Source organism: Bradyrhizobium sp. CCBAU 53338 (assembly GCF_015291665.1).
Classification (GTDB): Bacteria; Pseudomonadota; Alphaproteobacteria; order Rhizobiales; family Xanthobacteraceae; genus Bradyrhizobium.
Genome location: NZ_CP030048.1, coordinates 5,288,436 through 5,313,041, shown reverse-complemented (window position 1 = coordinate 5,313,041; position 24,606 = coordinate 5,288,436). Strand labels below are relative to the sequence as shown.

At 64.5% G+C, this 24,606-nt stretch carries 24 protein-coding genes; 13 read left to right on the top strand and 11 right to left on the bottom strand.

From position 1 onward, the window contains the following. Positions 1-31: 31 nt before the first annotated feature. Entirely contained in the window at positions 32-679 is a 648-nt protein-coding gene (locus XH90_RS24945; RefSeq protein WP_194476962.1) for a TetR/AcrR family transcriptional regulator, read from the top strand. Here XH90_RS24945 and XH90_RS24940 read toward each other — a convergent pair. The 4 genes from XH90_RS24940 to XH90_RS24925 all read right to left on the bottom strand — a co-directional run bounded on the left by XH90_RS24940 (position 676) and on the right by XH90_RS24925 (position 4,692). After that, positions 676-1,314: an aspartate/glutamate racemase family protein gene (locus XH90_RS24940; RefSeq protein ID WP_194476961.1), complete on the bottom strand. Its 639-nt coding sequence runs from the start codon at positions 1,312-1,314 to the stop codon at positions 676-678. The genes XH90_RS24945 and XH90_RS24940 overlap by 4 nt on opposite strands. A gap of 126 nt (positions 1,315-1,440) precedes the next feature. Beyond that, a complete protein-coding gene (locus XH90_RS24935) occupies positions 1,441-2,454 on the bottom strand; it encodes an amino acid ABC transporter substrate-binding protein (RefSeq protein ID WP_194476960.1) in 1,014 nt (337 codons plus the stop codon). A gap of 12 nt (positions 2,455-2,466) precedes the next feature. Then, entirely contained in the window at positions 2,467-3,816 is a 1,350-nt protein-coding gene (locus tag XH90_RS24930; protein ID WP_194476959.1) for an aspartate aminotransferase family protein, read from the bottom strand. 3 nt (positions 3,817-3,819) lie between these two features. Next, positions 3,820-4,692 (bottom strand): MurR/RpiR family transcriptional regulator, encoded by an 873-nt coding sequence (locus tag XH90_RS24925; protein WP_194476958.1) that lies wholly within the window; start codon positions 4,690-4,692, stop codon positions 3,820-3,822. An 87-nt stretch (positions 4,693-4,779) separates the two neighbouring features. On the opposite strand from XH90_RS24925, the gene XH90_RS24920 reads away from it, so the two are divergent. Together XH90_RS24920 and XH90_RS24915 are read left to right on the top strand one after the other, a co-directional pair. After that, on the top strand, positions 4,780-5,967 hold the full coding sequence (locus tag XH90_RS24920) for an amino acid ABC transporter permease (RefSeq protein WP_194476957.1): 1,188 nt from the start codon (positions 4,780-4,782) through the stop codon (positions 5,965-5,967). A 2-nt stretch (positions 5,968-5,969) separates the two neighbouring features. Then, positions 5,970-7,076 carry an amino acid ABC transporter permease gene (locus XH90_RS24915; protein ID WP_194476956.1) on the top strand — a complete coding sequence of 369 codons (1,107 nt, stop codon included), beginning with the start codon at positions 5,970-5,972 and terminating at the stop codon, positions 7,074-7,076. A 43-nt stretch (positions 7,077-7,119) separates the two neighbouring features. On the opposite strand, the gene XH90_RS24910 is transcribed toward XH90_RS24915, so the two are convergent. Together XH90_RS24910 and XH90_RS24905 are read right to left on the bottom strand one after the other, a co-directional pair. Further along, positions 7,120-8,538 (bottom strand): amidase, encoded by a 1,419-nt coding sequence (locus XH90_RS24910; protein ID WP_194476955.1) that lies wholly within the window; start codon positions 8,536-8,538, stop codon positions 7,120-7,122. A gap of 46 nt (positions 8,539-8,584) precedes the next feature. After that, positions 8,585-9,361, bottom strand: coding sequence for an SDR family oxidoreductase (locus tag XH90_RS24905; protein ID WP_194476954.1), 777 nt, complete (start codon positions 9,359-9,361; stop codon positions 8,585-8,587). A 156-nt stretch (positions 9,362-9,517) separates the two neighbouring features. Here XH90_RS24905 and XH90_RS24900 point away from each other — a divergent pair, with 156 nt between their 5' ends. Next, positions 9,518-10,591, top strand: a complete 1,074-nt coding sequence (locus XH90_RS24900; protein ID WP_194476953.1) for a tartrate dehydrogenase — start codon at positions 9,518-9,520, stop codon at positions 10,589-10,591. Positions 10,592-10,648: 57 nt separating this feature from the next. Here the strand turns inward: XH90_RS24900 and XH90_RS24895 are convergent, their stop codons facing one another. The 4 genes from XH90_RS24895 to XH90_RS24880 are packed head-to-tail and all read right to left on the bottom strand — an operon-like array spanning position 10,649 to position 14,859. After that, a complete protein-coding gene (locus XH90_RS24895) occupies positions 10,649-11,722 on the bottom strand; it encodes a malate/lactate/ureidoglycolate dehydrogenase (RefSeq protein ID WP_194476952.1) in 1,074 nt (357 codons plus the stop codon). A gap of 11 nt (positions 11,723-11,733) precedes the next feature. Further along, a complete protein-coding gene (locus tag XH90_RS24890; RefSeq protein WP_194476951.1) occupies positions 11,734-12,645 on the bottom strand; it encodes an NAD(P)-dependent oxidoreductase in 912 nt (303 codons plus the stop codon). Positions 12,646-12,657: 12 nt separating this feature from the next. Beyond that, positions 12,658-13,908, bottom strand: coding sequence for a Zn-dependent hydrolase (locus XH90_RS24885; RefSeq protein ID WP_194476950.1), 1,251 nt, complete (start codon positions 13,906-13,908; stop codon positions 12,658-12,660). Positions 13,909-13,941: 33 nt separating this feature from the next. Beyond that, positions 13,942-14,859: a LysR family transcriptional regulator gene (locus XH90_RS24880; RefSeq protein ID WP_194476949.1), complete on the bottom strand. Its 918-nt coding sequence runs from the start codon at positions 14,857-14,859 to the stop codon at positions 13,942-13,944. A gap of 119 nt (positions 14,860-14,978) precedes the next feature. On the opposite strand from XH90_RS24880, the gene XH90_RS24875 reads away from it, so the two are divergent. The 6 genes from XH90_RS24875 to XH90_RS24850 all read left to right on the top strand — a co-directional run bounded on the left by XH90_RS24875 (position 14,979) and on the right by XH90_RS24850 (position 20,562). Continuing rightward, positions 14,979-15,794 carry a putative hydro-lyase gene (locus XH90_RS24875; RefSeq protein WP_194476948.1) on the top strand — a complete coding sequence of 272 codons (816 nt, stop codon included), beginning with the start codon at positions 14,979-14,981 and terminating at the stop codon, positions 15,792-15,794. Between the two features lie 92 nt (positions 15,795-15,886). Beyond that, positions 15,887-17,134 (top strand): ABC transporter substrate-binding protein, encoded by a 1,248-nt coding sequence (locus XH90_RS24870; RefSeq protein ID WP_194476947.1) that lies wholly within the window; start codon positions 15,887-15,889, stop codon positions 17,132-17,134. 150 nt (positions 17,135-17,284) lie between these two features. Beyond that, positions 17,285-18,163 carry a branched-chain amino acid ABC transporter permease gene (locus XH90_RS24865; protein WP_194482796.1) on the top strand — a complete coding sequence of 293 codons (879 nt, stop codon included), beginning with the start codon at positions 17,285-17,287 and terminating at the stop codon, positions 18,161-18,163. Further along, positions 18,163-19,146 carry a branched-chain amino acid ABC transporter permease gene (locus XH90_RS24860; RefSeq protein ID WP_194476946.1) on the top strand — a complete coding sequence of 328 codons (984 nt, stop codon included), beginning with the start codon at positions 18,163-18,165 and terminating at the stop codon, positions 19,144-19,146. Before XH90_RS24865 ends, XH90_RS24860 begins: the two co-directional genes overlap by 1 nt. Further along, positions 19,143-19,874 (top strand): ABC transporter ATP-binding protein, encoded by a 732-nt coding sequence (locus tag XH90_RS24855; RefSeq protein ID WP_194476945.1) that lies wholly within the window; start codon positions 19,143-19,145, stop codon positions 19,872-19,874. Before XH90_RS24860 ends, XH90_RS24855 begins: the two co-directional genes overlap by 4 nt. Continuing rightward, positions 19,858-20,562, top strand: coding sequence for an ABC transporter ATP-binding protein (locus tag XH90_RS24850; RefSeq protein WP_194476944.1), 705 nt, complete (start codon positions 19,858-19,860; stop codon positions 20,560-20,562). Before XH90_RS24855 ends, XH90_RS24850 begins: the two co-directional genes overlap by 17 nt. A 185-nt stretch (positions 20,563-20,747) precedes the next feature. Here the strand turns inward: XH90_RS24850 and XH90_RS24845 are convergent, their stop codons facing one another. Beyond that, the gene (locus XH90_RS24845; RefSeq protein WP_194476943.1) at positions 20,748-21,434 is read right to left on the bottom strand and encodes an aldolase; all 687 of its coding nucleotides are present in this window, start codon (positions 21,432-21,434) and stop codon (positions 20,748-20,750) included. A 118-nt stretch (positions 21,435-21,552) separates the two neighbouring features. Here XH90_RS24845 and ltnD point away from each other — a divergent pair, with 118 nt between their 5' ends. From ltnD to otnK, 3 genes are read left to right on the top strand one after another with little or no spacing between them, the layout of a single operon-like run. Further along, the gene (gene ltnD, locus XH90_RS24840) at positions 21,553-22,470 is read left to right on the top strand and encodes an L-threonate dehydrogenase (RefSeq protein WP_194476942.1); all 918 of its coding nucleotides are present in this window, start codon (positions 21,553-21,555) and stop codon (positions 22,468-22,470) included. 13 nt (positions 22,471-22,483) lie between these two features. Next, positions 22,484-23,266, top strand: a complete 783-nt coding sequence (otnI, locus tag XH90_RS24835) for a 2-oxo-tetronate isomerase (protein ID WP_194476941.1) — start codon at positions 22,484-22,486, stop codon at positions 23,264-23,266. After that, positions 23,263-24,540: a 3-oxo-tetronate kinase gene (gene otnK / locus XH90_RS24830; RefSeq protein WP_194476940.1), complete on the top strand. Its 1,278-nt coding sequence runs from the start codon at positions 23,263-23,265 to the stop codon at positions 24,538-24,540. The genes otnI and otnK overlap by 4 nt, the downstream gene beginning before the upstream one ends. Positions 24,541-24,606: the final 66 nt, after the last annotated feature.

Sequence of the window (24,606 nt, the reverse complement as noted above, 5' to 3'; positions counted from 1 at the left end):
TCAAGCGCAAACTTATAGGCTTCGCCGTAACATGCGTTCACATTTCGCTCGGAAGCCCGGAAACACCTACCACCATGGCGATCTCCGCGACGCCTTGATCAAGGCCGCGTTGCGCGAGGCGGAACAAGGGGGAGCCGAGGCGATCAGCATCAAGGCGCTGGCAAAGCAGCTCGGGGTCTCGCAGCCGGCGCCGTACCGCCATTTCGCCGATCGTGAGGCGTTGCTTGCCGCGGTCACGGCTGAGGCGTTCCGGCAGTTCAGCGCGATGTTGCGCGAGGCGATGGCGAAGCCATCGAGGCAATCAAAATTGTCGCGACTGGCGCAGGCGACGCTCGATTTCGGCCTGCGGCGCAACGGCATCTATCGCCTGATGTTTGCATCACGCACCGTTTCCTGCGCGGCAAAAGATAGCGAACTGCATGAGGCGACGCGGGAGACGTTCGAGCTCGTGATCGAAGCGCTGGAAGCGCCGGCGGTCGGCTATCTGCGCGAGCGGCAGGCCCTCAAGATCTGGGCGGCGCTGCATGGGGTCGTGATGCTGGCCGAGCAGGGCCTGTTCACCGGCGAGGCTGCGCATGCCACGCGCGAGGAACTGGTGGAGGACTTTGTCAACGAAACCAAGGCCGCGCTCGCGATCGCGATCAAGGAAGCGCAGCGTCAGAAAAAGGCCGGCGCTTAGGCCTTCGCTTTCAGCAGCCGCATCAGCTTCTCGACCGCGCTGTCCGGCGTCGTCACGACCGGACGGCCGGTCGCTTCCGCGACCAGCGGTGCGGTTGAAGCGATGCTGAATTGCGCCAGGGCAACGACGTCGCAGTCGCGCAGGCCCTTCGATGCCTCGACGATCAACCGGTCATGCGTGGCGCGATCGCCGCGGTCGAGTGCCGCCAGCGCTCCCTCGGCCAGTTTCGGCACGACCTGGGCCGACGCCGGAAACTCCGGCGGCATCGACACCAGCGTTGGCGGGAAGGTCGACAGCAGGCCGATGCGCTTACCCATGGTCACGGCGCGTTCGATCATCGCCTCGTTCGGCTTCAGGACCGGCATCGGCGCATGTGCCCGCGCGACGGCTTCGATGCAGGGGCCGAAGGCCGAGCAGGTGAACAGGATGGCGTTCGCCCCGGTCGCAACCGCGTAGTCGCCGAGCGCGAGGAAGCGATCGGTCATGGCTTCGTTGAGCTTGCCGTCACGTGCGAGATCCGCCGACAGGCTGTCGTCGAGCAAATTCATCAGCCGCGCTTCCGGCCACGCCTTGGCGAACGCCGCCTCGATCGGGGCGATGGAGTGCTTGAGGGCGTGGATCAGTGCGATGCGCATGGGTGTCTCTTCTCCCTCGCCGCCTTGCGGCGGGGCAATCGCATATTGTGTGCACGACGCCGCGGCACCGGCGGTCGTCTCCCTCTCCCGCTTGCGGGATCGCAAGCGGGAGAGGTGAGGCACCGTTTACTTGAACGGCACCGCGTACATCAAGCCGCCCTTGGTCCAGAGGCCATTGAGGCCGCGCTCGAGCTTGAGCGGGCTCGCCTTGCCGACATTGCGCTCATAGATCTCGCCGTAATTGCCGGTGGCCTTGAGTGCCGTGACCAGCCATTTGTTGTCGAGTCCGAGGCGCGAGCCGAGGTCGCCGGAGGCGCCGAGCAGGCGCTGGATCGCCGGCGTCTGCGACTTCGTCATCTCTTCGACATTGGCCTGCGTCACGCCGAGTTCCTCGGCCTCGATCAGGCCGTAGTGCAGCCAGGTGATGATGTCGCTCCAGACCTCGTCGCCGTTGCGGGTGAAGGGGCCGAGCGGCTCCTTGCTGATGGTCTGCGGCAGCACGACGTAGTCGGCCGGGTTCGGCGCGGCCGTCGTGACCGCACCCGCGAGCGCGGAAGCGTCCTGGGTCATGGCATCGCAGCGACCGCCGAAGAAGGTCTGGTACATGGTGTCGACGCGGTCGAACACCAGCGGCTTCCAGTCGATGCCGTTGGCGCGGCCGTAATCGCCGAGCGTGACCTCATGGGTGGTGCCCTGCGCGACGCAGACGGTGGCGCCCTTGAGGTCCTTCAGCTCCTTCACGCCGAGGTCCTTTTTCACGACGAAGCCCTGGCCGTCGTAGAAGTTGATCGGACCCTGGCGGAGGCCGAGCGTGACGCCACGCAAATAAGTCTCAGTCGAGTTGCGGTAGAGCACGTCGATCTCGCCGGACTGCAGCGCCGTGAAGCGGTTCTGCGCGGTCAGCGCGACGTAGCGCACCTTGTTGGGGTCGCCGAGCACACCGGCCGCAAGCGCGCGGCAATAATCGACGTCGAGACCCTTGTAGTTGCCTTGCGAGTCCGGCGCCGAGAAGCCGGCAAAACCGGCGCTGACGCCGCACACCAAGGTGCCGCGGCTTTTGACCGTGTCGAGCGTCGCCGCCTGGGCGACCACCGCCGATGCGGCGAGCATGCTCGCCGCTATAACCACTTTCCTCATCATGCTACTCTCCCCTCAGTGATTGACACTACGCAACGCATCGTCGACGGCCGTGCCAAGCTTGTCGACGATCTGATCGATCTCGTCGGTGGACGCGATGTAGGGCGGCGCCAGCAGCACGTGGTCGCCGCGGACGCCGTCCACGGTGCCACCGCCGGGATAACAGCCGAGCCCGTTGGCAAAGGCCTCCGCCTTGATCTTCTGATTGAGTTTGAGCGCCGGATCGAACGAAGTGCGGCTGGCGCGATCAGCGACGAGCTCGATCGCCCAGAACAGGCCGCGGCCCCTGATGTCGCCGACATGGCGGTGATTGCCGAAACGCTCGGTCAGCCGCTGCTCGAGCAGCTTGCCACGCTGCTTCACTCGTTCAAGCAGATTGTCTTCCCGGATCACGTCCTGCACCGCGAGCGCAGCGGCGCAAGCGAGGGGGTGCGCGAGGTAGGTATGGCCGTGCTGGAACGCGCCGGAGCCGGAGCGGATGGTGTCGATGATCTTGCTGCTCGCGAGCATGGCGCCGATCGGCTGGTAGCCGCCGCCGAGGCCCTTTGCGATCGCCTGGATATCGGGCGCGACGCCTTCCTGCTGCCAGGCATGCGTAGTGCCGGTGCGGCCCATGCCGCACATGACCTCATCGAGGATGAGCAGGGCGCCATGCCGATCGCAGATCTCGCGCACCGCTTTGAAGTAGCCGTCTGGCGCCGTCACCGCGCCGGCAGTGGCCCCGACGACGGGTTCGGCGAGGAACGCGGCAACGCTGTTGGGACCGAGCCGCTGGAATTCCGTTTCAAGCTCGGCGGCCAGGCGCGCAACGAACTGGGCCTCCGTCTCACCGTCATGCTTCTCGTGATAGGCAAAGGCCGGCGTCACATGGCTGAAGGCGGCCGAGAGCAGCGGCGCATAGGGGGCGCGGCGCCAGGCATTGCCGCCCGCGGCCAGCGCGCCGAGCGTATTGCCATGGTAGCTCTGCCGCCGCGCGATGAAATGCTGCCGCTGCGGCTCGCCGCGCTCGATGAAATACTGCCGCGCCAGCTTGATGCTGGCTTCGATCGCTTCCGATCCGCCGCTGACGAAATAAGCGTAGGCGAGACCGCCGGGCTCGTGGCCGACGAGCGTCTCGGCGAGTGCCTCGGCCGGCTCGGAGGTGAAGAAGGCGGTGTGCGCATAGGCAAGGGTCGAAGCCTGCTTCGCCATGGCTGCGATCACGCGCGGATGCTGGTGGCCGAGGCAGGAGACCGCCGCGCCACCCGAAGCGTCGATCACGCGCCGCCCGTCCTCGGCAAACAGATAGATGCCCTCGCCGCCGATCGCCTTGGGCGGCGTCTCGCGCAATGAGCGATGCAGCACGCGGCTGGTGCGGGTGCTCATGGGTCAACCTTTCTCTGAGACATAGGTGGAGGCCGCAGCGAGCCGCGCCTCGGTATCCTGAAGGCGCTTCTTTGCCGCCGTGCCGCCGAGCGAAAAAGTCACTGCCGCCAGCGATTGCGCAATCGCAAGCGCGCCGGTCAGGCTCGGGAAGAAGCCCGGCGAGGAGGCCGCTTCGAACAGCAAGACATGGTCGGCGCCTTCGGCCATCGGCGCAGCCACGCTGTCCGCGATTGCGATCAGCGTCGCGCCGGCGTGATAAGCGGCCTGTGCAACGCGGACACTGGCGTTGGTGTAGGGCACGAAGCCGATCACGATCACGGCCTCACCGGGGCGGAACGCGCAGAGATCGAGATCGTCGGGGCCGGAGGCGCCGACGATCTGGACCTGTTCGGGCCGGAAAAGCCTGAGCTCGTAATTGAGCAATTCCGCAACGCTACGACAGCTGCGGTAGCCGGTGATCCATATCCGCGTTGCATCGTGCAGCGCACGGGCCGCATCGGCGATCGCGTGGGCCGAAATGCGCGGCAGCCCCGCGGCTTCGGCTTCAAGCTTGTCGGTGACGAGCGCGACATCGGCATTCGGCCCGTGGCGTCGGCTCTTGGCGCGGCCGGAGAAGGGCGACGTCGGCGACGGCCGCCGTGCCTCCGTGAGCGCGGCGCGCAATTCGTCCCAGCCGGAATAGCCGATCGCCTTGGCAAGCCGCGTGAACGCGGCGGGATCGGCGCCGGCCTCCGCTGCGAGATCGCGCATCGAACGGGTGGTGGCGTCGTAGTCGTTGGCCGCGACAAAACGACCGACCTCCTGCAGGCGCAGGGGGAGCGATGGCAACGCAATGCGCAGTTCGCTCAGCGGCGAGGATTTCACGGGCTCGGCCATGAAACATTTGTTGCATAGATAAGATTTTGGTGCAACAGTTGATGCGCGCCGCCGGAAATCGCTGTTTTCGAGAAGGATTTTTGTGCTGTGACGTCAGATGATCCCAGGCCGCCGCCGCGCCGCAGCTTCTTCGGAGCGCTCGGACCAAACGAGTTGAAGGGCGTGTTCTGGCAGGTGCTGGTGGTCGGCGTTGCCGTCGCCGTTGTCGCCTTCCTCTGGTCCAACACCGTGACCAACCTCTCGGCCCGCCGCATCACCACCGGCTTTGCCTTTCTCGGTCGAGAGGCCGGAATGCCGATCGCCGACAGCCTGCTCACCTACAATCCGAGAGACAGCTACCTCTGGGCTTTCGTCGTCGGTGTCGCCAACACGTTGCGCGTCGCCGTCATCGGCATCGTGCTCGCGACCATCCTGGGCACGCTGATCGGAATCTCGCGGCTGTCGGCGAACTGGCTGTTGTCGCGACTCGCGGCAGTCTATGTCGAAGTCCTGCGCGACATCCCGTTGCTGCTCCAGCTCTTGTTTTGGTACGTATTGATGCAGGCCCTTCCTGCTGCGCGCGCCGCGTGGCGGCCCGTCGAGGGCGTGTTCCTCTCCAATCGCGGTCTGATCCTGCCGGCGATCCCGATCGGGCCGCCGCAACTCCGGGTGCTCGGCGCGGCCCTGCTGGGCTGCGCTGCATTCTTTGTCATTCAGCGCTGGCTGCTCGCGCAGCAGATGCGTGACGGCAAGCCACGGCCGGCCTGGCCCTTTGCGCTCGGCCTCATTGTCGTGCTGCCGGCGGCGGTATCGCTGCTGCTTGGTGTGTCCTGGAAGATCGAATGGCCGGAGCTGCGCGGCTTCAATTTCGTCGGCGGGCTGACGCTCGCACCGGAATATTTCGCGCTGCTGATCGCGCTCGTCACGTATACGTCGGCCTTCATCGCCGAGATCGTGCGTAGCGGCATCCAGTCGGTGCCGCGCGGCCAATGGGATGCCGCCAGTGCACTCGGCCTGCGCCGCAGCTTCATGCTGCGCCAGATCATCCTTCCGCAGGCGCTGCGCGTGATCGTGCCGCCGATGACGAGCCAGTATCTCAACTTGACCAAGAATTCCTCGCTCGCGGTGGCGATCGGCTACCAGGACGTGGTCTCGATCGCCAACACCACGCTGAACCAGACCGGGCAGGCGATCGAGGCGATCGCACTGATCATGGCCGTCTTCCTCACCATCAGCCTTGGCATCAGTTTCTTCATGAACTGGTACAATGCACGCATCGCGCTGGCGGAGCGCTGAGCATGACTGCGATCACCGACATGCCCGACCTGCCGCGTGCCGCCCGCCGCCCGCAAATCGGCAACCCGGTGCTGCGCTGGTTGCGCACCAATCTGTTCTCGTCGATTCCCAACGGCATCCTCACGGTCGTTCTGCTGGCGGTGCTGGGGAAAGGCGTATTCAGTTTCGTGCAGTGGGGCATTGCCAACGCGGTCTGGCTCACACCGGCCAACGATTCCAGCGCCTGCAAGGCAATGCGCGGCCTGGGCGCCTGTTGGGCCATCATTCCCGAAAAGTACCGGTTCATCCTGTTCGGCACCTATCCGTTCGACGAGCAGTGGCGGCCGGCGCTGTCGGTCGTGCTGTTCATCGCGCTGTTCTTCCTCTCCACGCGCCGTGCGCTATGGCGGCGCGAACTTGCTTTCCTCTGGATTGGCGCGCTGGCGCTGATCAGCGTGCTGATGTGGGGTGGCGTGTTCGGGCTGTCCTTCGTCTCGCAAGACCGTTGGGGAGGCCTGCCGGTGACGCTGATCCTGGCGACGTTCGGACTGGCGTTCGGTTTCCCGCTCGGAATTCTGGTCGCCCTCGGCCGGCGCTCGAAGCTGCCGGCGATCCGCTCGCTCTCGGTGCTCTATGTCGAACTGATCCGCGGCGTGCCGCTGGTCAGCCTCCTGTTCATGGCGAGCGTGATGTTTCCGCTGTTCATGCCTGCCGGATTCAACATCGACAAGCTGCTGCGGGCGCAGATCGCGATCATCCTGTTCGCGGGCGCTTATCTGGCCGAAGTGATCCGCGGCGGCCTCCAGGCCGTGCCGCGCGGCCAATATGAGGCCGCCGATGCGCTGGGGCTGTCGTACTGGCGCAAGCACCGGCTGGTCGTTTTGCCGCAGGCGATCCGCCACGTCATCCCGCCGCTGGTCAACACCTTCATTGCCTTTTTCAAGGACACCAGCCTGGTGCTGATCATCGGCATCTTCGACCTGCTGACGACGGCCAAGACCGCGATCATCGATCCCGCCTGGCAGCAGTTTTCGGTCGAGGTCTATATCTTCGTTGCCGCGATCTATTTCGTCTTCTGCTTCGCCATGTCGCGCTACAGCCGGAGCCTGGAGGCGACGGGCGGAAGATGAGGGCCCAAGTCCCGGACGCGCCGCGTCCGGGACACCAGAAGCCTTACTTCTTCACCTTGGGATCAATCGGCGTCCGCCCGCGCAGGCCCAGAATGTCCTCCAGTACCTTCGCGCCGGCGATGACCTGCGCATCCGCGCGGGGCGCGCCGACGACCTGCATGCCGACCGGCAGGCCCGACGCCGTGAAGCCGCAGGGCAACGACAGCGACGGGCAGCAGGCGAGGGTGATGGCGTAGACGATGCCGAGCCATTCGACGTAGTTCTCGAACTTTTTGCCCGCGCATTCGGCGACATAGCGGTGCTCGATCGGGAAGGGCGGTACGATCGTCGTTGGCGTCAGCAGCAGATCATACGTCTTGAAGAACTCGATCGCGCGCGCGGTCATGCCGACGCGCTGCGCCTCGGCGCGCGCGAGCTGCTCGACGGTGAGCTTGAGGCCCTCCTCGATGTTCCAGATCACCTCCGGCTTGAGAAGGTCGCGCTTGGTGCGGAGAAGATTGGCCTTGGTGATCGCAAAGTCGAAGGCGCGCAGCACGTGGAAGCATTCATGCGCCTCGCGCCAGTCGGGATGCGCCTCCTCGACGATGGCGCCGGCCTCGGCGAAACGTTCGGCGGCCTTGCGCGTGATCGCCTTGACCTCGGGATCGACGGGCGTGATGCCGAGATCGGGCGAATACGCAACTCGCTTCGGCTTCTTGCCCGATTGAGCAGCAGACAGGAACGAGGTTGTCGGTGCCGGCAACGACAGCGGATCGTCGGCATAGTCGCCGCTCATCGCATCGAGCAGCAGCGCGAGGTCCTCGACGTTGCGGGCCATCGGGCCGACCACGCCGAGATTGCGGTCGATGCCTGACTTGGGCGTATGCGCGACGCGGCCGATGCTCGGCCGCATTCCGACGACGCCGCAAAAGGCCGCGGGGCTGCGCAGCGATCCACCCATGTCGGACCCCTGAGCGAGCCATGCCATGCCCGTTGCGAGCGCGACCGCAGCACCGCCCGATGAACCCGCGGCCGATTTGGACGTATCCCAGGGATTGAGCGTCGCGCCGAAGACTTCGTTGAAGGTGTTGGCGCCGGCGCCGAATTCCGGCGTGTTGGATTTTGCGTAGACGACCGCGCCGTTGGCTTCGAGGTTCTCGACCATGAGGTCGGACGTCGCGGAAATGTTGTCTTTGAATATTGGCGAGCCCTGCGTGTTCAGCACGCCGGCGACGTCTGTGAGATCCTTGATCGGCAGCGGCAAGCCCGCCAGCAGCCCGCGCGCACCGGCAGGCTTCTGCATCAGGGCCTTTGCATGGGTTCGCGCGCGATCGAAGCACAGCGTCGGCAGCGCGTTGACCTTGCCGTCGACCTCCCTGACGCGCTTCTCCACCACATCGAGCAGTTCAAGCGGAGAAACGTCGCCGGAGCGCAGCTTGTCGACGACGGTGCAGGCGGTTTCGCGGATCAACTCTTGAGACAACTATCTTACTCCTAAGCTAGGCTTGGTTCGCTCTGATAGAAAAAATCTAACCCCACCCGGCGCCGATACCGCCATCCACCGTGTAGATCACGCCGGACGTATAGCCGGCGCGATCGGACGCCAGGAATGCCATGAGGTCGCCGATCTCGCGCGCATGCGCGGGGCGGCCGAGCGGCAGGCCTTTCTGGAATTCCTTGTAGCGGCTCTCGTCGCCGAACTGGTGCTTTGCCCGCGTCTTCAGCAGCGTGACGTGACGATCGGTGCCGACGGGGCCGGGATTGATGCCGACCACGCGGATGTTGTCGGCGAGGCTTTTTCCGCCAAGCGCGCGGGTGAAAGCCATCAGTGCGGCATTGCCGGCGCTGCCGCAGATGTAATTGGCGTCGAATTTCTCGCCGGCCGCGCCGATGTCGTTGACGATGACGCCGCCGCCTTTGGCTTTCATCTGCGCATAGATCTGCCGCGTGAGGTTGATATAGCCGAACACCTTGAGTTCCCAGGCGTGGCGCCAGGTCGCTTCGTCGATCTTGTCGATCGAGCCGCCGGGGATATCGCCGGCATTGTTCACGAGCACGTCGATGTCGGCGGCTTCCTTCGCGAGCCGCGCGATGTCCTCCGCCTTGCGCAGGTCGACGATGCTCGTCGCGGCATCGATCTGGTGCGCCAAGCGCAGGCGGTCGGCCAGCGCCTTGAGCTGATCGCCGCTGCGGGCGGCGAGCAGGAGGTTTGCGCCTTCCTCGGCAAACGCCTCGGCGGCGGCGGCGCCAATGCCCTTGGACGCGCCCGTAATCAGGACGCGCTTGCCACGCAGATGCAGATCCATGAGAGGTACTCGCAGGATGGGAACGGAATGAAATCAGTAGGCGCCCGGCTGCGCCATGGTCAACATTGCAGTGCAGCGTTGCACTGCCGCCGACTTTGGTCCATTGCAGTGCGGTCAAAAAGACGGCGGCTGCCGGACCAACCAAGGACGTTCTCGATGAGCAAGAAACAATACCGGATCGCAGTCATTCCCGGCGACGGCATCGGCAAGGAAGTGATGCCCGAAGGCCTGCGCGTTTTGGAGGCCGCCGCGAAGAAGCACGGCGTGTCCCTGCATTTCGATCATTTCGACTTCTCGTCCTGGGACTATTACGAGAAGCACGGCCAGATGATGCCGGACGACTGGAAGGAGAAGATCGGCAAGCACGACGCGATCTATTTCGGCGCGGTCGGCTGGCCGGCAAAAATTCCGGATCACGTCTCGCTGTGGGGCTCGCTGATCAAATTCCGCCGCGAATTCGATCAATATGTGAATTTGCGCCCGGTGCGCCTGATGCCCGGCGTGCCGTCGCCGCTCGCCAATCGCAAGCCCGGCGATATCGATTTCTGGGTGGTGCGCGAGAACACCGAAGGCGAATATTCCTCCGTCGGCGGCCGCATGTTCCCGGATACCGACCGCGAGTTCGTGACGCAGCAGACGGTGATGACTCGCACCGGCGTCGACCGCATCCTGAAGTTCGCTTTCGAACTCGCCCAGTCGCGGCCGAAGAAGCATCTGACGTCGGCGACCAAGTCCAACGGCATCTCCATCACCATGCCTTATTGGGACGAGCGCGTGGAGGCGATGGCCAGGAAGTTCCCGGGCGTGAAGTGGGACAAGTACCACATCGACATTCTCACCGCGAACTTCGTGCTGCATCCGGACTGGTTCGACGTCGTCGTCGGCTCCAACCTGTTCGGTGACATCCTCTCCGATCTCGGTCCGGCCTGCACCGGCACGATCGGCATTGCGCCGTCGGGCAACATCAATCCTGAGGGCGATTTCCCCTCGGTGTTCGAGCCCGTGCATGGTTCGGCACCCGACATCGCGGGGCAGGGCATAGCCAACCCGATCGGTGCGATCTGGTCGGGCGCGATGATGCTCGATCATCTCGGCGAGAAGGTCGCCGGCAAGTCGATCGTCGATGCGATCGAGCGTACGCTGGCCGAGCGCACGCTGCGCACCAAGGATCTCGGCGGCAACGCCGACACGACGGCTTGCGGCAAGGCCGTCGCGGATATGGTGGACTAAGGCGATCTTCTACAGAAGACGTCGTCCCGGTCTTCGCCGGGACGACGTGATGACGGCTTATCCGACGATCTGCTCGATCGTCGCCTGATCCAGCCCGAACTTCTTCCCGGCCTCGACAATTTCCTGCCAGGTGGTCGGATCGACCGGAATGCCTTCGGCGAGACGTTTCTTCTTGGTCTCGCGCTCGGGCTCGCCGGCGATCTTCACCTTGTCGACGCCGGGAGCGGGCGGCGAGCCGGTGTGCCAGGCGACGAAGCTTTCGACTTCGCGCGCCAGGTTTTCGCCGGTGCCGAGCTTGCCTGGATCGATGACGATCGAGAGCATGCCGTTGAGGACGTTGTACTTGCCGTCCGACGGGCCCTTGACCACTTGTCCGCCGGACAGCGCGCCGCCGAGGATCTCGCATACCAGCGCGAGCCCCGAACCCTTGTGCTCGCCGAACGGCAGGATGGCGCCGTGCGGCGGGATCACGGTGTAGCGAGGGTTGGTGGTCGGCTTGCCCTCGTTGTCGATGATGGTGCCGGGTTCGAGCTGGACGCCCTTGTTGTGGGCGACGCGGGTCTTGCCCTGCGCGATCCTGCTGGTGGCGAAGTCGAGCACGATGGGGTCCTTGCCCCGGCGCGGAATGCCGACGCAGAACGGGTTGGTGCCGTGACGTGCATCGCTGCCGCCCCACGGCGCCACGATCGGGCGCGAGATCACGTTGACGAAGTGGATCGAGACCAGCCCGTGGTCGATGCACTGCTCGGCCCAGTGGCCGATGCGGCCGATGTGGTGCGCGTTGGAGAGACCGACGAGGCACACGCCGTTTTGCTTGGCGCGCGCTGCCGCAAGCTCCATCGCTTCATGGCCAATCACCTGGCCGTAGCCGGTGAGGCCGTCGAGGGTCAGAAGCGGGCCGGTGTCGAGCACGGTCTTGACGTGCGCGTTCACGGCGAGGCCGCCGTTGATGACGCTCTGGACATAGCGCGGGATCATGCCGACTCCGTGGGAGTCATGCCCTTTGAGATTGGCCTCCACGAGATTGGTGGACACGAGCTCTGCCTCTCGGTCCGAGGAGCCGCCGGCCCTGACAATGGCGCGGATGGCGTTGGTGAGCGGCTCTGCCTTGATGTTGCGATAGTCGGCCATTGTTGTTGCTCTTATCCTTTCACGATCCGGCGGCAATGGACCCATGCCGCCTCAATCAGGTTTTCACTGGCTTCCGGCGTACGGAAGGCGGAATGTGCCGACAGCGTCACGTTCGGAATCCTGGTCAGCGGATGGTCCGCCGGCAGCGGCTCGATGTTGAAGACGTCGAGGCCGGCATGACGGATATGGCCCGACTTCAGCGCATCGATCATGGCCTGCTCGTCGACGATGGCGCCGCGCGCGGTGTTGATGAGGACGACGCCCGGTTTCATCTGGCCGATCTTCTCGCGCGTGATCATGCCGCGCGTTTCGTCGTTGAGCAGCAGGTGCAGCGATACGACATCGCTCTTCGCCAGCAGCGTATCGAGATCGGTGAACTCAACGCCCGGACGGCTCTTCGGCGAGCGGTTCCAGGCGATCACCCTAATGCCGCTGCCGGACGCGATGCGCGCGACCTCCGCGGCTATGCCGCCGAATCCGATCAGGCCGAGGGTCTTGCCGGTGAGTTGCATGCCATCCTCGCGCAGCCAGTTCCCGGCGCGCATCTCGCGGTCCATCATCGCTATGACGCGGGCCGAGGCCCACATCAGCGCGATCGCGGATTCCGCGACCGCCGTGTCGCCATAGCCCTTGATCAGATGCACGGAAATGCCGAGCTCGGCGAGTTCCTCCGGGTTCATGTAGCTGCGCGCGCCCGTGCCGAGGAAAACGACGTGCTTCAATCCTGCGCACTTCTTCGCCACTTCGGTCGGAAGCGCCGTGTGGTCGACGATGGCGATCTCCGCGCCGTCGAGGATTTCAGGGTATTGCTCGGGCTTGATGTCAGGATCCCTGTGGATCCGTACCTTGGGATCGCCGGGCTTTTCCAGCCGCTCCATAATCAGGGCAAGCGCCTCGTTGGCGTCGACGAATACTCCACGCATGTCTATCTCCGATCAGGAAGCGACGCCGGCGATCGCCAGCACGGTGTGCATCAGCACGTTGGTGCCTGCAGCGCAGTCGGGTTGCGTCGCATCTTCCAGCTCGTTATGGCTGATGCCGTCCTTGCAGGGCACGAACACCATCGCCGCGGGCATGACCGTGTTGAGGTTGCAGGCGTCGTGACCGGCGCCGGAGGTGATGCGACGCGAGGAATAACCGAGCGTCTTCGCGGCATTCTCGACGGCTGCGATCAGCTTGGGATCGAAATGCGTTGGCGGCTTGCGCCAGACGAGGTCAATTTTCACATCGACCTTGCGACGGGCCGCGATCTCGCTAATCGCGGCGCGCAAATCACGATCTAGCGCATCCATGATCGCGCCATCGGCGCTGCGGCAATCCATCGTGAAGGCGACCTCGCCGGGAATGACGTTGCGCGAGGGATTGGCGATCACGGCCTCGCCGATGGTGCCGACCGCGTTCGGCCCGTGTTTCTTCGCGATGGCCTCCATCGCCAGCACGATCTCGGAGAGCGTCGCCAGCGCATCGCGCCGCAGCGGCATCGGGGTCGAGCCCGCATGGCTCTCGAAACCGGAAATCTTTCCGTCGTACCACAGCACGCCCTGGCCGGAATCGACCACGCCGATGGTTTTGCCTTCAGCTTCGAGGATCGGGCCCTGCTCGATGTGCAACTCGACGAAGCAGCCGAGCTTCTGAAAGCCGACCGGCTTGTCGCCGCGATAGCCGATGCTGTCGAGCGCCTGGCCGACCGTGGTCCCGTCGATGTCCTTGCGTGAGAGAATGTCGTCGGTGGTGAAATCGCCGACGTAGGCGGCGGACGCCATCATGGCCGGCGCAAAACGCGAGCCTTCCTCGTTGGTCCAGTTGACGACGCAGATCGGCGCCTCGGTCTCGATGCCGGCGTCGTTCAGCGTGCGGATGACTTCCAGCGCGCCGAGCGTTCCCAGAATGCCGTCATACTTGCCGCCGGTCGGCTGGGTGTCGAGATGCGAGCCGATGCCGACGGGCAGCTTCGACATGTCGCGGCCCTTGCGCAGCCCGAACTGCGAGCCGAGCGCATCGGTGTGAACCTCGAGCCCGGCGTCCTCACAGCCTTTCCGGAACCAGTCGCGCACCTGCTTGTCTTCGCTGCTCAGCGTCAGCCGCCGCACACCGCCTTTGGCTGTCCCGCCGAATTTCGCGGTCTCGTGGATGGATCCCCAGAGGCGGGCGGAATCGATTTGCAGGTTGGTCGCGGCTCGGCTCATGCGTTCGATCTCTCGTGTTGTCCGGCGCCTTTTTCAATGACGCGCCGGGACGGGCGCGTCAACCGCGAGGCTGCACTGCGCAATCTGACAGGCAAGCTCGGCGACGCGCTGCACCGCGACGACGTCGGGCGAGGCGAGCCAGCTCGCCGTGAATGTCAGCGGTGCGATCGCCAGATCAGTGTCGAGCAATTGCAGCCGGCCGTCGGCGAGCTCGTTCTCGACGATGGCGTCGGGGATCACGGCGATGCCGAGGCCTTCGATTGCCATGTGGATGACGGTCGCGAGCGAAGCCGACGCATGGAGGCGGATCGGCGGCAGCTCCGGCCGGTCGAACACTTCGCGCACAACCTCGTAGGGCCTGGTCTTGCGTGGGAAGGTGATGATCGGAAACCGCGCGATGTCGGCTGAAGTCACCGGGCCATGACCGAGCCCGAGTGATGGACTTGCGAGAAAGCCGATCGGATAGTCAGCGAGCTTGCGGTTGTGCACGCCCGAGGCCGACAGCGGTCCGACCACGAATGCAAGCTCGATCTCCTGTGCGAGCAGGCGCGCGGTGAGATTCGGTGTGATGTCGACCTCGATCTCCAGCGACAGATTCGGATAGATCTCGTTGACGCTCTTCACCAACCGCGGGAGCCAGGTGTGCACGATGGTCTCGGCGACGCCGAGCCGCATTACGCCGCGCATTGCGGAGCGGTCGCCGATCTCGGCCATCATCTGGGCCCGCAGGCCAATCAGCTTCTCGGCGTAGACCATCATCTGCCGCCCGCTCGGGGTCGGCGAGGCCACGCGATGATCGCGGTTCAGGAGCTTCACGCCCATCTCGCGTTCGAGCTGGGCGATGCGCTGGGAGATCGCTGGCTGGGTCGTATTGAGCCGTGCCGCAGCCCCCCGGAAGCTGCCGAGCTTCACAACCCAGAGGAAGGTTTCGATCGACCTGAAGTCCAGCATTGGAAGGATTTTCCCAAACGATAAATCAGATTTATCGATATCGATTAGAAAGGAAGATTAGACTTTATAGCACGCTTGGTGTTGGCTGTCTTTGTCGAGTTTATAGGCAGGTCGATCGCATGACTGTTTTGGTGGCAGCGCAGCAAACTGAAACGCCCGACACGCTTCCGAGCCTCCAGGCGCGGCTCGCCTATCGCGGTGGTGAGGTCGGCTCGACCGCGGGGATCGCCCCCGGCTTCGTCCAGGGCAATCTGGCGATCCTGCCGGCCGAATATGCCGGCGCCTTCCACCGCTTCTGCCAGCTCAATCCAAAGCCGTGTCCGATCATCGGCATGTCCGACGTCGGCAGCCCGCACATCCCTGCGCTCGGCGCCGATCTCGACATCCGTACGGACGTGCCGCGCTACCGTGTCTGGCGCGACGGCGAAGTCGTGGACGAGCCGACCGACGTCACCGGCTACTGGCGCGACGATCTCGTGACCTTCGTGCTCGGCTGCTCGTTCTCGTTCGAGGAGGCGCTGCTCGACGAGGGCATGCCGATCCGTCACATCGAGGAGAATGTGCGCGTGCCGATGTATCGCACCAATATTGCTTGCGGCGTGTCAGGTCCGTTCGCGGGGCCGATGGTCGTCTCGATGCGCCCGTTCAAGCCGGCTGACGCGATCCGCGCGGTGCAGATCACCTCGCGCTATCCGGCCGTGCACGGCGCGCCCGTGCATCTGGGCCATCCCCATCTGATCGGCATCAAGGACATCGCCAAGCCTGACTATGGTGATCCCGTATCTGTCGCCGACGACGAGATCCCGGTGTTCTGGGCCTGCGGCGTGACGCCGCAATCGGTGATCAACGCCGCCAAGGTGCCGTTCGCAATCACGCATTCGCCTGGCCTGATGCTGGTGACGGATCTGAAGAACAGGAACATGGCCGTGATTTAGTAGGCAGCGTTTGCTGCTTCTTCGGGCTTTACGCAGTTTGCCAATCGTTTCATTCGATACGCGCAAAATTCGAATAACAGGGGACTTTGCCAATGACGATCACTCGCCGCGACGTTCTACTCGGAGCCACCGCCGCCGCCGCGCTGCTGCCGCTAGCCGCACGCGCCCAAACTTCCGAGGTCGTGATCGGTGCGACCTATCCCCTGTCGGGTGCCGGCGCCCAGGTCGGCGTCGATGCGCAGCGCGCCTTCGAGACCGCGGTCGACATCATCAACAATGATCAGGACTTCGATCTTCCGCTGGCGAAGGGCGTCGGCCTCCCCGGTCTCGGTGGTGCAAAGATTCGCATGGTGTACGCCGACCACCAGGGCGATCCGCAGAAGGGGCGCGCCGAAGCCGAGCGGCTGATCACCCAGGAGAAGGTCTGCGCCGTGCTCGGCTCCTATCAGAGCGCGGTCGCGGTCACGGTCAGCCAGATCTGCGAGCGTTACCAGGTCCCGTTCTTGTCGGCGGACAATTCCTCGCCCAGCCTGCACCGCCGCGGACTGAAGTACTATTTCCGCGCTTCGCCGCATGACGAGATGTTTTCCACCGCGATGTTCGATTTCCTCGACGCGATGAAGAAGAAGAAGGGCGTCAAGGCCGATACGCTGGCGCTGTTCCACGAAGATACGATCTTCGGCACCGACTCCGCCAACGCCCAGACCAAGCTCGCGACCGAGCGCGGCTACAAGATCGTCTCCGACATCAAGTACCGCGCCAACTCGCCGTCCTTGTCGGCCGAAGTCCAGCAGCTCAAGGCCGCCAATGCGGACGTGCTGATGCCCTCGAGCTACACCACGGACGGCATCCTGCTGGTCAAGACCATGGCTGAGCTCGGCTACAAGCCGAACGCGATCCTGGCCCAGGCAGCCGGCTTCTCCGAAAAGGCGCTTTACGACGCCGTCGGCGACAAGCTCGAAGGCGCGATTACCCGCGGCAGCTTCTCGCTCGATCTCGCCGCCAAGCGGCCGATGGTCGGCAAGATCAACGATCTGTTCAAGGCGAAGTCGGGCAAGGACCTCAACGACAACACCTCGCGCCAGTTCATGGCGATGATCGTGATCGCGGACGCCATCAACCGCGCCAAGTCGACCGACGGCGAGAAGATCCGCGACGCGATGGCCGCAACCGACATTCCGGGCGAGCAGACCATCATGCCCTGGAGGCGGGTCAAGTTCGACGAAATGGGCCAGAACAACGACGCCGATCCAGTGCTGCTCCAATATATCGGCGGCAAGTTCGTCACCATCTTCCCGGCGCAGGCGGCGGTGGCCGAAGCTGTCTGGCCGATGAAGTGAGGACGGGTTCGGGAGCTCGGGGCTCCCGATCCTGATGCTGCGGATCAAGGCGGAGGGCCACGTCGGGAAAGACGAGGGCGGGCTCTCCCTTTGCGATGCATGCTCGATGACGCCCCTCGGGACGAGGGTTTTTTTTTGGGGGACACGTTGCTGACAGTCGAAACAATTGTCCAAAGTCTCGCGAGCGGCCTGCTGATGGGCCTGCTCTACGGACTGATCGCCGTCGGCCTCGCGCTGATCTTCGGCCTGATGGACGTCACGAACTTCGCCCATGGCGAATTCCTGATGATCGCGATGTACGCGTCCTTCTTCCTGTTCACGTTCTTCGCCATCGACCCCTTGCTGTCGGCGCCGTTGGTCGCGGCGGCGCTGTTCGTGTTCGGTGCGATCGTCTATCTGCTGATTGTGCGCTTCGCGATGAGGGCCAAGGCCAACGCCGGCATGGTGCAGATCTTCTCGACCTTTGGCCTCGCCATCGTCATGCGGGGCCTCGCCCAGCTGTTCTTCACGCCGGACTATCGCAGCATTCCGCAGTCCTGGCTCGGCGGCAAGACCGTCTCGATTGCAGGCATCTTCCTGCCGGAGCCACAGCTGGTCGGTGCGCTGGTCTCGATCGCCGCCTTCGTCGGCCTCTACTTCTTCATCCACCGCACCGATTTCGGCCGTGCGCTCGAAGCCACCCGTGAAGATCCCGGTGCGGTCGCGCTGGTCGGCATCGACAAGAACCGCGTGTTCGCGTTCGGCTGGGGCCTTGGCGCCGCGCTCGTCGGTCTCGCCGGCGCGATCATGGCGGTGTTCTTCTACATCTACCCCGACGTTGGTGCGTCCTTTGCGCTGATTGCCTATGTTACGGTGGCGCTCGGCGGGTTCGGCAGCGTGTTCGGCGCCTTTGCCGGCGGCATCATCGTCGGCCTGGTTGAAGCGGTCACAGCCCTGATGCTGCCGCCCTCGCTGAAGTCGGTCGGCATTTATGCGGTGTACTTGCTCGTCGTCTTCATTCGGCCGCGTGGCCTGTTCGGGTCGATGTGATGGACAAGAATTTTGCCGCGCGGCGTCGCCGCGATCTCATCGTCGCCGCAGTGCTGGCCGTGCTTGCCGCCCTCGCGCCGCTGTTCGTCAAGAACGTCTACATCCAGAACATCCTGGTCCTGACCCTGATGTATGCAGCGCTGTCGCAGAGCTGGAACATCCTCTCCGGTTATTGCGGACAGATCTCGCTGGGCCACGCGCTCTATTTCGGCATCGGTGCCTACACCACCGAGCTTCTGTTCACGAAGTTCGGCGTATTGCCCTGGTTCGGGATGCTCGCCGGCGGCGGGATTGCGGCACTCATCGCGATGGGGCTCGGCTATCCCTTCTTCCGCCTGCGCGGCCATTACTTCGTGATCGCGACCATCGTCATCGCCGAGATCGGCTTGCTGCTGTTCCAGAATTGGGATTGGGCGGGAGCCGCGATGGGGATCACCATACCCGTCCGCGGCGACAGCTGGCTGAAATTCCAGTTCATGCGCAGCAAGCTCCCGTATTTCTATTTCGCGCTGGCGCTGTGCTGCCTCGCCTGGTTCGTCACCTGGTGGCTGGAGGATTCCAAATGGGGCTTTTGGTGGCGCGCGGTGAAGGACAATCCGGAAGCCGCCGAGAGCCTGGGCGTCGTCGTGTTCAATTCCAAGATGGGGGCGGCAGCGGTCTCTGCGTTTCTCGTTGCCGTCGGCGGTGCCTTCTATGCGCAGTTCCTCGCCTATATCGATCCTGAAAGCGTGATGGGCTTCCAGTTCTCGCTGCTGATGGCGCTCCCGGCGGTGCTAGGCGGTATTGGGACTCTCTGGGGGCCAGTGTTAGGTGCGGCCATCCTCATCCCGATGACGGAGCTGACGCGCTCCTATATCGGTGGCTCCGGTCGCGGCGTCGATCTCATCGTCTACGGCACGCTGATCGTCTTGATCTCGCTGGCCTTGCCGCAGGGCCTGGTCAGCCTGTTCTCCCGCTCCAAAGCGAAGGGAGCCACGCGATGACCGCGCTCCTTGAAACCCGCGGCGTCTGGCAGCGGTTCGGCGGTCTCGTCGCCAACAGCGACGTCTCGATCTCGGTCGGCCGCGGCGAGATCGTCGGCCTGATCGGTCCGAACGGCGCCGGCAAGTCGACGCTGTTCAATCTGATCGCCGGCGTCCTTCCGCCGACGCAAGGCTCGATCTGGTTCGACGGTGAGGATGTCACCAAGCTGCCGGCCGCCGAGCGCTGCCAGCGCGGCGTCGGGCGCACTTTCCAGGTGGTCAAGAGCTTCGAGACCATGACTGTGATCGACAACGTCATCGTCGGTGCGCTCGTGCGCAACACCGTGATGCGCGAAGCGCGCCGCAAGGCGCATGAGGTGCTGGAGTTTACCGGCCTTGCCGCGCGTGCCGATGTGCTTGCGAGTGATCTGGTGCCCGCCGAGAAGCGCCGCCTCGAAGTCGCGCGCGCGCTGGCAACGGAGCCGAAGCTTCTGCTGCTGGATGAAGTTCTCACCGGCCTGACGCCGACCGAGGCGCAGACCGGTGTTGCGCTGGTGCGCAAGGTGCGCGACGCCGGCATCACCGTGCTGATGGTGGAGCACGTCATGGAGATCGTGATGCCGCTGGTCGACCGCGCCATCGTGCTCGATCTCGGCAAGGTGCTGGTCGAGGGCAAGCCCGCGGATGTCGTCCGCGATCCCAAGGTAATCAAGGCATATCTGGGAGATCGTCATGCTGTCGGTGCATGAAGTCACGACCGCCTATCAGGGCCTGGTCGCGATCTCCGCGATCAGTATAGAGGTCACCAAGGGCGAGATCGTCTGTGTCGCCGGCGCCAACGGCGCGGGCAAGTCGACGCTGCTGAAGTCGATCGCAGGTGCCGAGCGTCCGCGCTCGGGCACTGTGACTTTCGACGGCAAGAGGCTCAACGGCATGGCGCAGCACCACATCACGGCGGCCGGCATCGCCTATGTGCCGGAAAACCGCCGCCTGTTCCCGCGCCTGTCCGTGCGTGACAATCTCCGCCTCGGCAGCTATCTCTATCGAGGACAGGCGGATCGCGAGGGGCCGCTCGATCTCGTCTTCAAGCTGTTTCCGCGCCTCTCCGAGCGCCTCGAGCAGCGCGCCGAGACGCTGTCCGGCGGCGAGCAGCAGATGCTCGCCATCGGCCGCGCGCTGATGACGCGTCCCCGGCTATTGATGCTGGACGAGCCTTCGCAGGGCATCATGCCCAAGCTGGTCGATGAGATTTTTCAGGCGGTGAAGCTCATCCGAGACTCCGGTATGACGGTGCTGATCGTCGAGCAGCGCATGGCCGAGTGTCTGGAGATCGCCGACCGCGCCTACATCCTGCAGACCGGCCGCGTGCTGATGCAGGGCCCGGCGGCGGAGATCAGGGGCAATCCGGACGTGCGGAAGGCGTATCTGGGACTGTAGGCGTGAAGTGTGGGCGGTAAGCTCGCCCCACATATTCGGTGTCATCGCCCGACTTGATCGGGCGATCCGGTACGCCGAGACGTCAGAGAAATACGGATAAGCCGCGGCGTACTCGATTCCCCGCTTTCACGGGGGAATGACAGTGGTGGGTAAGGCGGTGTTTGTCCGCCTATGACAGCATGATGCTAATGCTCGTGCCCATGCTCCGGCAACGTCACCCCGAACACTTTCACCAAATCTGCGACTTGCTCCGGCGACAGATATCGCGGGTTCATCCCGCGCAGCAGCAGATACAGCTTCGCCGTCTCCTCCAGCTCCTCCGTCGCGAATACGGCCGCTTCCAGCGTGTCGCCGGCAACGACCGGGCCGTGGTTGGCGAGCAGCACGGACGAATATTTCCCCGCCAGCCCCTTGATCGCATCGGCGACCGCGGGATCGCCGGGGCGGAAATAGGGCACGAGCGCGGTGGCGCCGCATTTCATGAGATAATAGGCTGTCATCGGCGGCAGCGCGGCGCGCGGATCGATCTCGGGCAGCATCGAGAGCGCGACCGAATGCGTCGAATGCAGGTGCACAATCGCGCGGGTACTGCCGCGCGTGTCGTAGAGCGCCGTGTGCAGCGGAACTTCCTTGGTCGGCGCATCGCCCGAAACCAGGTGGCCATGCTCGTCCAGCCGCGACAGCCTTGCGGGATCGAGGAAACCGAGCGAAGCATTGGTCGGCGTCACCAGCCACCCGCCGCCGTCCAGGCGGACGCTGATATTGCCCGAAGAGCCCGGCGTCAGCCCGCGCTCGAACAGGGACCGTCCGAAGCGGCAGATATCCTCGCGCAGCCTTGTTTCATTGCTGGTTTCAGTGCTCTTGGCCGTCATGCCCGCTTGTCTCACGCTTTGGCAGCGCGGCCAAGCCGTGTTATTCGAGATCGTGAGCCGTCGCGAAGGCCGGCCGTCCAGGAAACGTTCGCAAGAATAAGTTGAAGGGTTCAGTTGCATGTCCGCCTCCACGTCTCAAAACCAGCGCATCGCCGTCATCGGGCTTGGCTCGATGGGATATGGCATGGCGACCTCGTTGAAGCGGGCGGGCCATACCGTGACCGGCTGCGACGTTTCAGCCGACGCGGTCGCGCGCTTCGTCAAGGACGGCGGCGCCGGCGCAACAACGCCGGCCGAGGCGGCCAAGGGCGCCGATACCGTCGTCAGCGTGGTCGTCAATGCGGCCCAGACCGAGACGATCCTGTTCGGCAAGGTTGGCGTCGCCGAGACCCTGCCGAAGGACGGCGTCTTCATCTCCTCCGCCACCATGGACCCTGACGTGGCGCGGCGTCTGGCAAAGCAGCTCGAGGCAACCGGCCGGCATTATCTCGACGCGCCGATCTCCGGCGGCGCCCAGCGCGCCGCGCAGGGCGAGCTGACGATCCTCGCCTCCGGCAGCCCGGCTGCTTTCGCCAAGGCGCGGCCTGCGCTCGATGCCATGGCGGCAAAGCTCTACGAGCTCGGCGATGCCGCGGGTCAGGGCGCCGCGTTCAAGATGATCAACCAGCTACTCGCCGGCGTGCACATTGCGGCCGCATCGGAAGCGATCGCGTTCGCGGCCAAGCAGGGCCTCGACATCCGCAAGGTCTATGAGGTGATCACAGCCTCCGCCGGCAATTCCTGGATGTTCGAGAACCGCATGCCGCACGTGCTCGACGGAGATTACACGCCGCGCAGCGCGGTCGAGATATTCGTCAAGGACCTCGGCATCATCCAGGACATGGCGCGCACCGCCAGATTCCCGGTGCCGGTCTCCGCTGCCGCGCTCCAGATGTTCCTGATGACGTCGGCCGCCGGCATGGGTCGCGACGACGATGCCTCGGTGGCGCGGATGTATGCGCAAGTCACCGGCGTCAAACTTCCCGGCGACAAGTAAAAGAGGATCTCCGATGCCCCGTTTCGCCGCCAACCTCTCGATGATGTTCACCGAGGTACCGTTCCTCGACCGCTTCGACGCCGCCGCGCAGGCCGGCTTCACCGCCGTCGAATTTCTCTTCCCTTACGACCACCCGGTGGAAGCAGTCGGCGAGCGGCTCAAGCGCAACGGCCTGACGCAGGCATTGTTCAACCTGCCGCCGGGCGACTGGAACGCCGGCGAGAAGGGTTTTGCGGCGCTCCCCTCGCGGTTCGACGATCTCAAGGCGAGCCTGGAGACGGCGCTGCCTTACGCCAAGGCCACCGGTGTCAAGCGGCTGCATCTGATGGCCGGCATCGCCAATCGCGGCGAGCGCGTTGCGATCGAGGCGTTCTACAAATCGGTGGCGTGGGCCGCCGAATTCTTCGCAGCCCACGGCATCGACATCGTGCTCGAGCCGATCAATGCGCGCAACGTGCCCGGCTACTTCCTCAATGATTTCGGCTTTGCGCGCGATCTGATCCAGGAGTTGCGGCTCCCGAACCTGAAGCTCCAGTTCGACATCTATCACTGCCAGATCATCCACGGCGACGTCACGATGCGGCTGCGCGAGATGATGCCGATCATCGGTCACATCCAGATCGCCAGCATTCCCTCGCGCAACGAGCCCGATGGCGAGGAGCTGAACTATCCGTTCCTGTTCGAAGAGCTCGATCGGCTCGGCTATGCCGGCTTCGTCGGCTGCGAATACAATCCGCGCGGCAAGACCACCGACGGCCTCGCCTGGTTCAAGCCCTATGCGGGAGTGAAGTCGTGACCCTCGCGCTGGGCTGCATCGCCGACGACTACACCGGCGCCTCCGATCTCGCCAACACGTTGACGCGCGCAGGCTTGCGCACCATGCAGACGATCGGCGTGCCGGCCGACGATCTGAAGTTGCCCGACGTCGACGCCGTCGTGGTGTCGCTGAAGAGCCGTTCGATCGAGGCCGGGCTCGCGGTGTCGCGTTCACGCGCGGCCGAGAAATGGCTGCGCGGCCGCGGCGCGAGCCACGTGCTGTTCAAGATCTGCTCGACCTTCGATTCCACCGATGCCGGCAACATCGGCCCGGTAATGGACGCGCTGCGCGCCGATTGCGGCGAGGCGATCGTGCTGGTGACGCCGGCGTTCCCGGAGACCGGCCGCACCGTCTACCAGGGCAATCTGTTCGTCGGCGCCGTGCCGCTGAACGAGAGCCCGCTGAAGGACCATCCGCTCAACCCGATGCACGATTCCAACCTGGTGCGTGTACTCGCGCGCCAGAGCAACACCCAGATCGGACTCGTCGACCTTGCGACCCTCGCGCGCGGGGCTGACGCCGTGCGGGCCCGGCTTGCTGAACTATCCGGTAAGGGCATCGGCGCCGCGATCATCGACGCCGTGTTCGACCGCGACCTCGAGACCATCGGCCTCGTCGCGGCCGGTCATCGATTGTCGGTCGGCGCCTCCGGCATTGGCCTTGGGCTGGCGCGAGCGCTGGTGTCGACCGGCAGGGTCAAGCCTGCCGCGGCAAGCAGCGAGCAGGGCGCCGCCGTCGGCGGACAGGTCGCATGCCTTGCCGGAAGCTGCTCGCAGGCCACTCTTCAGCAGATCGCCAACGCCGAACGCGTCATGCCGGTGTTACATCTCGACACCCAGCGTATTCTTACGGGGACGGGTGAGGCGCAGCGTGCGCTCGACTGGGCAAGACCGCGACTGGCAGATGGTCCCGTGCTGATTGCATCGAGCGCGACTCCGGCTGACGTCGCGGCTCTCCAGGCGCGTCACGGCCGTGACGCAGCCGGCCATGCCATCGAGCAGACAATGGCGGATATCGCTGAAAGTCTCGTGAAATCAGGCGTGCAGCGCCTGATAGTCGCAGGTGGCGAGACCTCTGGCGCTGTCGTTGATCGACTGGAGATTCCCGGCTTTTTGGTGGGCGCAGAGATTGCTGCGGGCGTTCCGGTCTTGCGCACTGTGGGATACGCAGGCGGCGACATGCTGCTTGCGTTGAAGTCGGGAAATTTCGGTGGCGCGGAATTCTTCTCGGATGCGATGAGGCTCATGCGCTGAGCGCAGAGCATTTTTAGTTCCTCATTCACTTCTTTGGGGTTCCGTACTCGTACGGAGTCGTAGTTG

Coding starts and splice junctions, on each gene's coding strand:
- XH90_RS24880 (WP_194476949.1), bottom strand. CDS start 14,859: ATGCTGGACTTCAGGTCGATCGAAACCTTCCTCTGGGTTGTGAAGCTC.
- XH90_RS24890 (WP_194476951.1), bottom strand. CDS start 12,645: ATGCGTGGAGTATTCGTCGACGCCAACGAGGCGCTTGCCCTGATTATG.
- XH90_RS24900 (WP_194476953.1), top strand. CDS start 9,518: ATGAGCAAGAAACAATACCGGATCGCAGTCATTCCCGGCGACGGCATC.
- XH90_RS24905 (WP_194476954.1), bottom strand. CDS start 9,361: ATGGATCTGCATCTGCGTGGCAAGCGCGTCCTGATTACGGGCGCGTCC.
- XH90_RS24860 (WP_194476946.1), top strand. CDS start 18,163: ATGGACAAGAATTTTGCCGCGCGGCGTCGCCGCGATCTCATCGTCGCC.
- XH90_RS24940 (WP_194476961.1), bottom strand. CDS start 1,314: ATGCGCATCGCACTGATCCACGCCCTCAAGCACTCCATCGCCCCGATC.
- XH90_RS24915 (WP_194476956.1), top strand. CDS start 5,970: ATGACTGCGATCACCGACATGCCCGACCTGCCGCGTGCCGCCCGCCGC.
- XH90_RS24925 (WP_194476958.1), bottom strand. CDS start 4,692: ATGGCCGAGCCCGTGAAATCCTCGCCGCTGAGCGAACTGCGCATTGCG.
- ltnD (WP_194476942.1), top strand. CDS start 21,553: ATGTCCGCCTCCACGTCTCAAAACCAGCGCATCGCCGTCATCGGGCTT.
- XH90_RS24935 (WP_194476960.1), bottom strand. CDS start 2,454: ATGATGAGGAAAGTGGTTATAGCGGCGAGCATGCTCGCCGCATCGGCG.
- otnI (WP_194476941.1), top strand. CDS start 22,484: ATGCCCCGTTTCGCCGCCAACCTCTCGATGATGTTCACCGAGGTACCG.
- XH90_RS24845 (WP_194476943.1), bottom strand. CDS start 21,434: ATGACGGCCAAGAGCACTGAAACCAGCAATGAAACAAGGCTGCGCGAG.
- XH90_RS24930 (WP_194476959.1), bottom strand. CDS start 3,816: ATGAGCACCCGCACCAGCCGCGTGCTGCATCGCTCATTGCGCGAGACG.
- XH90_RS24870 (WP_194476947.1), top strand. CDS start 15,887: ATGACGATCACTCGCCGCGACGTTCTACTCGGAGCCACCGCCGCCGCC.
- XH90_RS24855 (WP_194476945.1), top strand. CDS start 19,143: ATGACCGCGCTCCTTGAAACCCGCGGCGTCTGGCAGCGGTTCGGCGGT.
- XH90_RS24875 (WP_194476948.1), top strand. CDS start 14,979: ATGACTGTTTTGGTGGCAGCGCAGCAAACTGAAACGCCCGACACGCTT.
- XH90_RS24895 (WP_194476952.1), bottom strand. CDS start 11,722: ATGGCCGACTATCGCAACATCAAGGCAGAGCCGCTCACCAACGCCATC.
- XH90_RS24945 (WP_194476962.1), top strand. CDS start 32: ATGCGTTCACATTTCGCTCGGAAGCCCGGAAACACCTACCACCATGGC.
- XH90_RS24885 (WP_194476950.1), bottom strand. CDS start 13,908: ATGAGCCGAGCCGCGACCAACCTGCAAATCGATTCCGCCCGCCTCTGG.
- XH90_RS24850 (WP_194476944.1), top strand. CDS start 19,858: ATGCTGTCGGTGCATGAAGTCACGACCGCCTATCAGGGCCTGGTCGCG.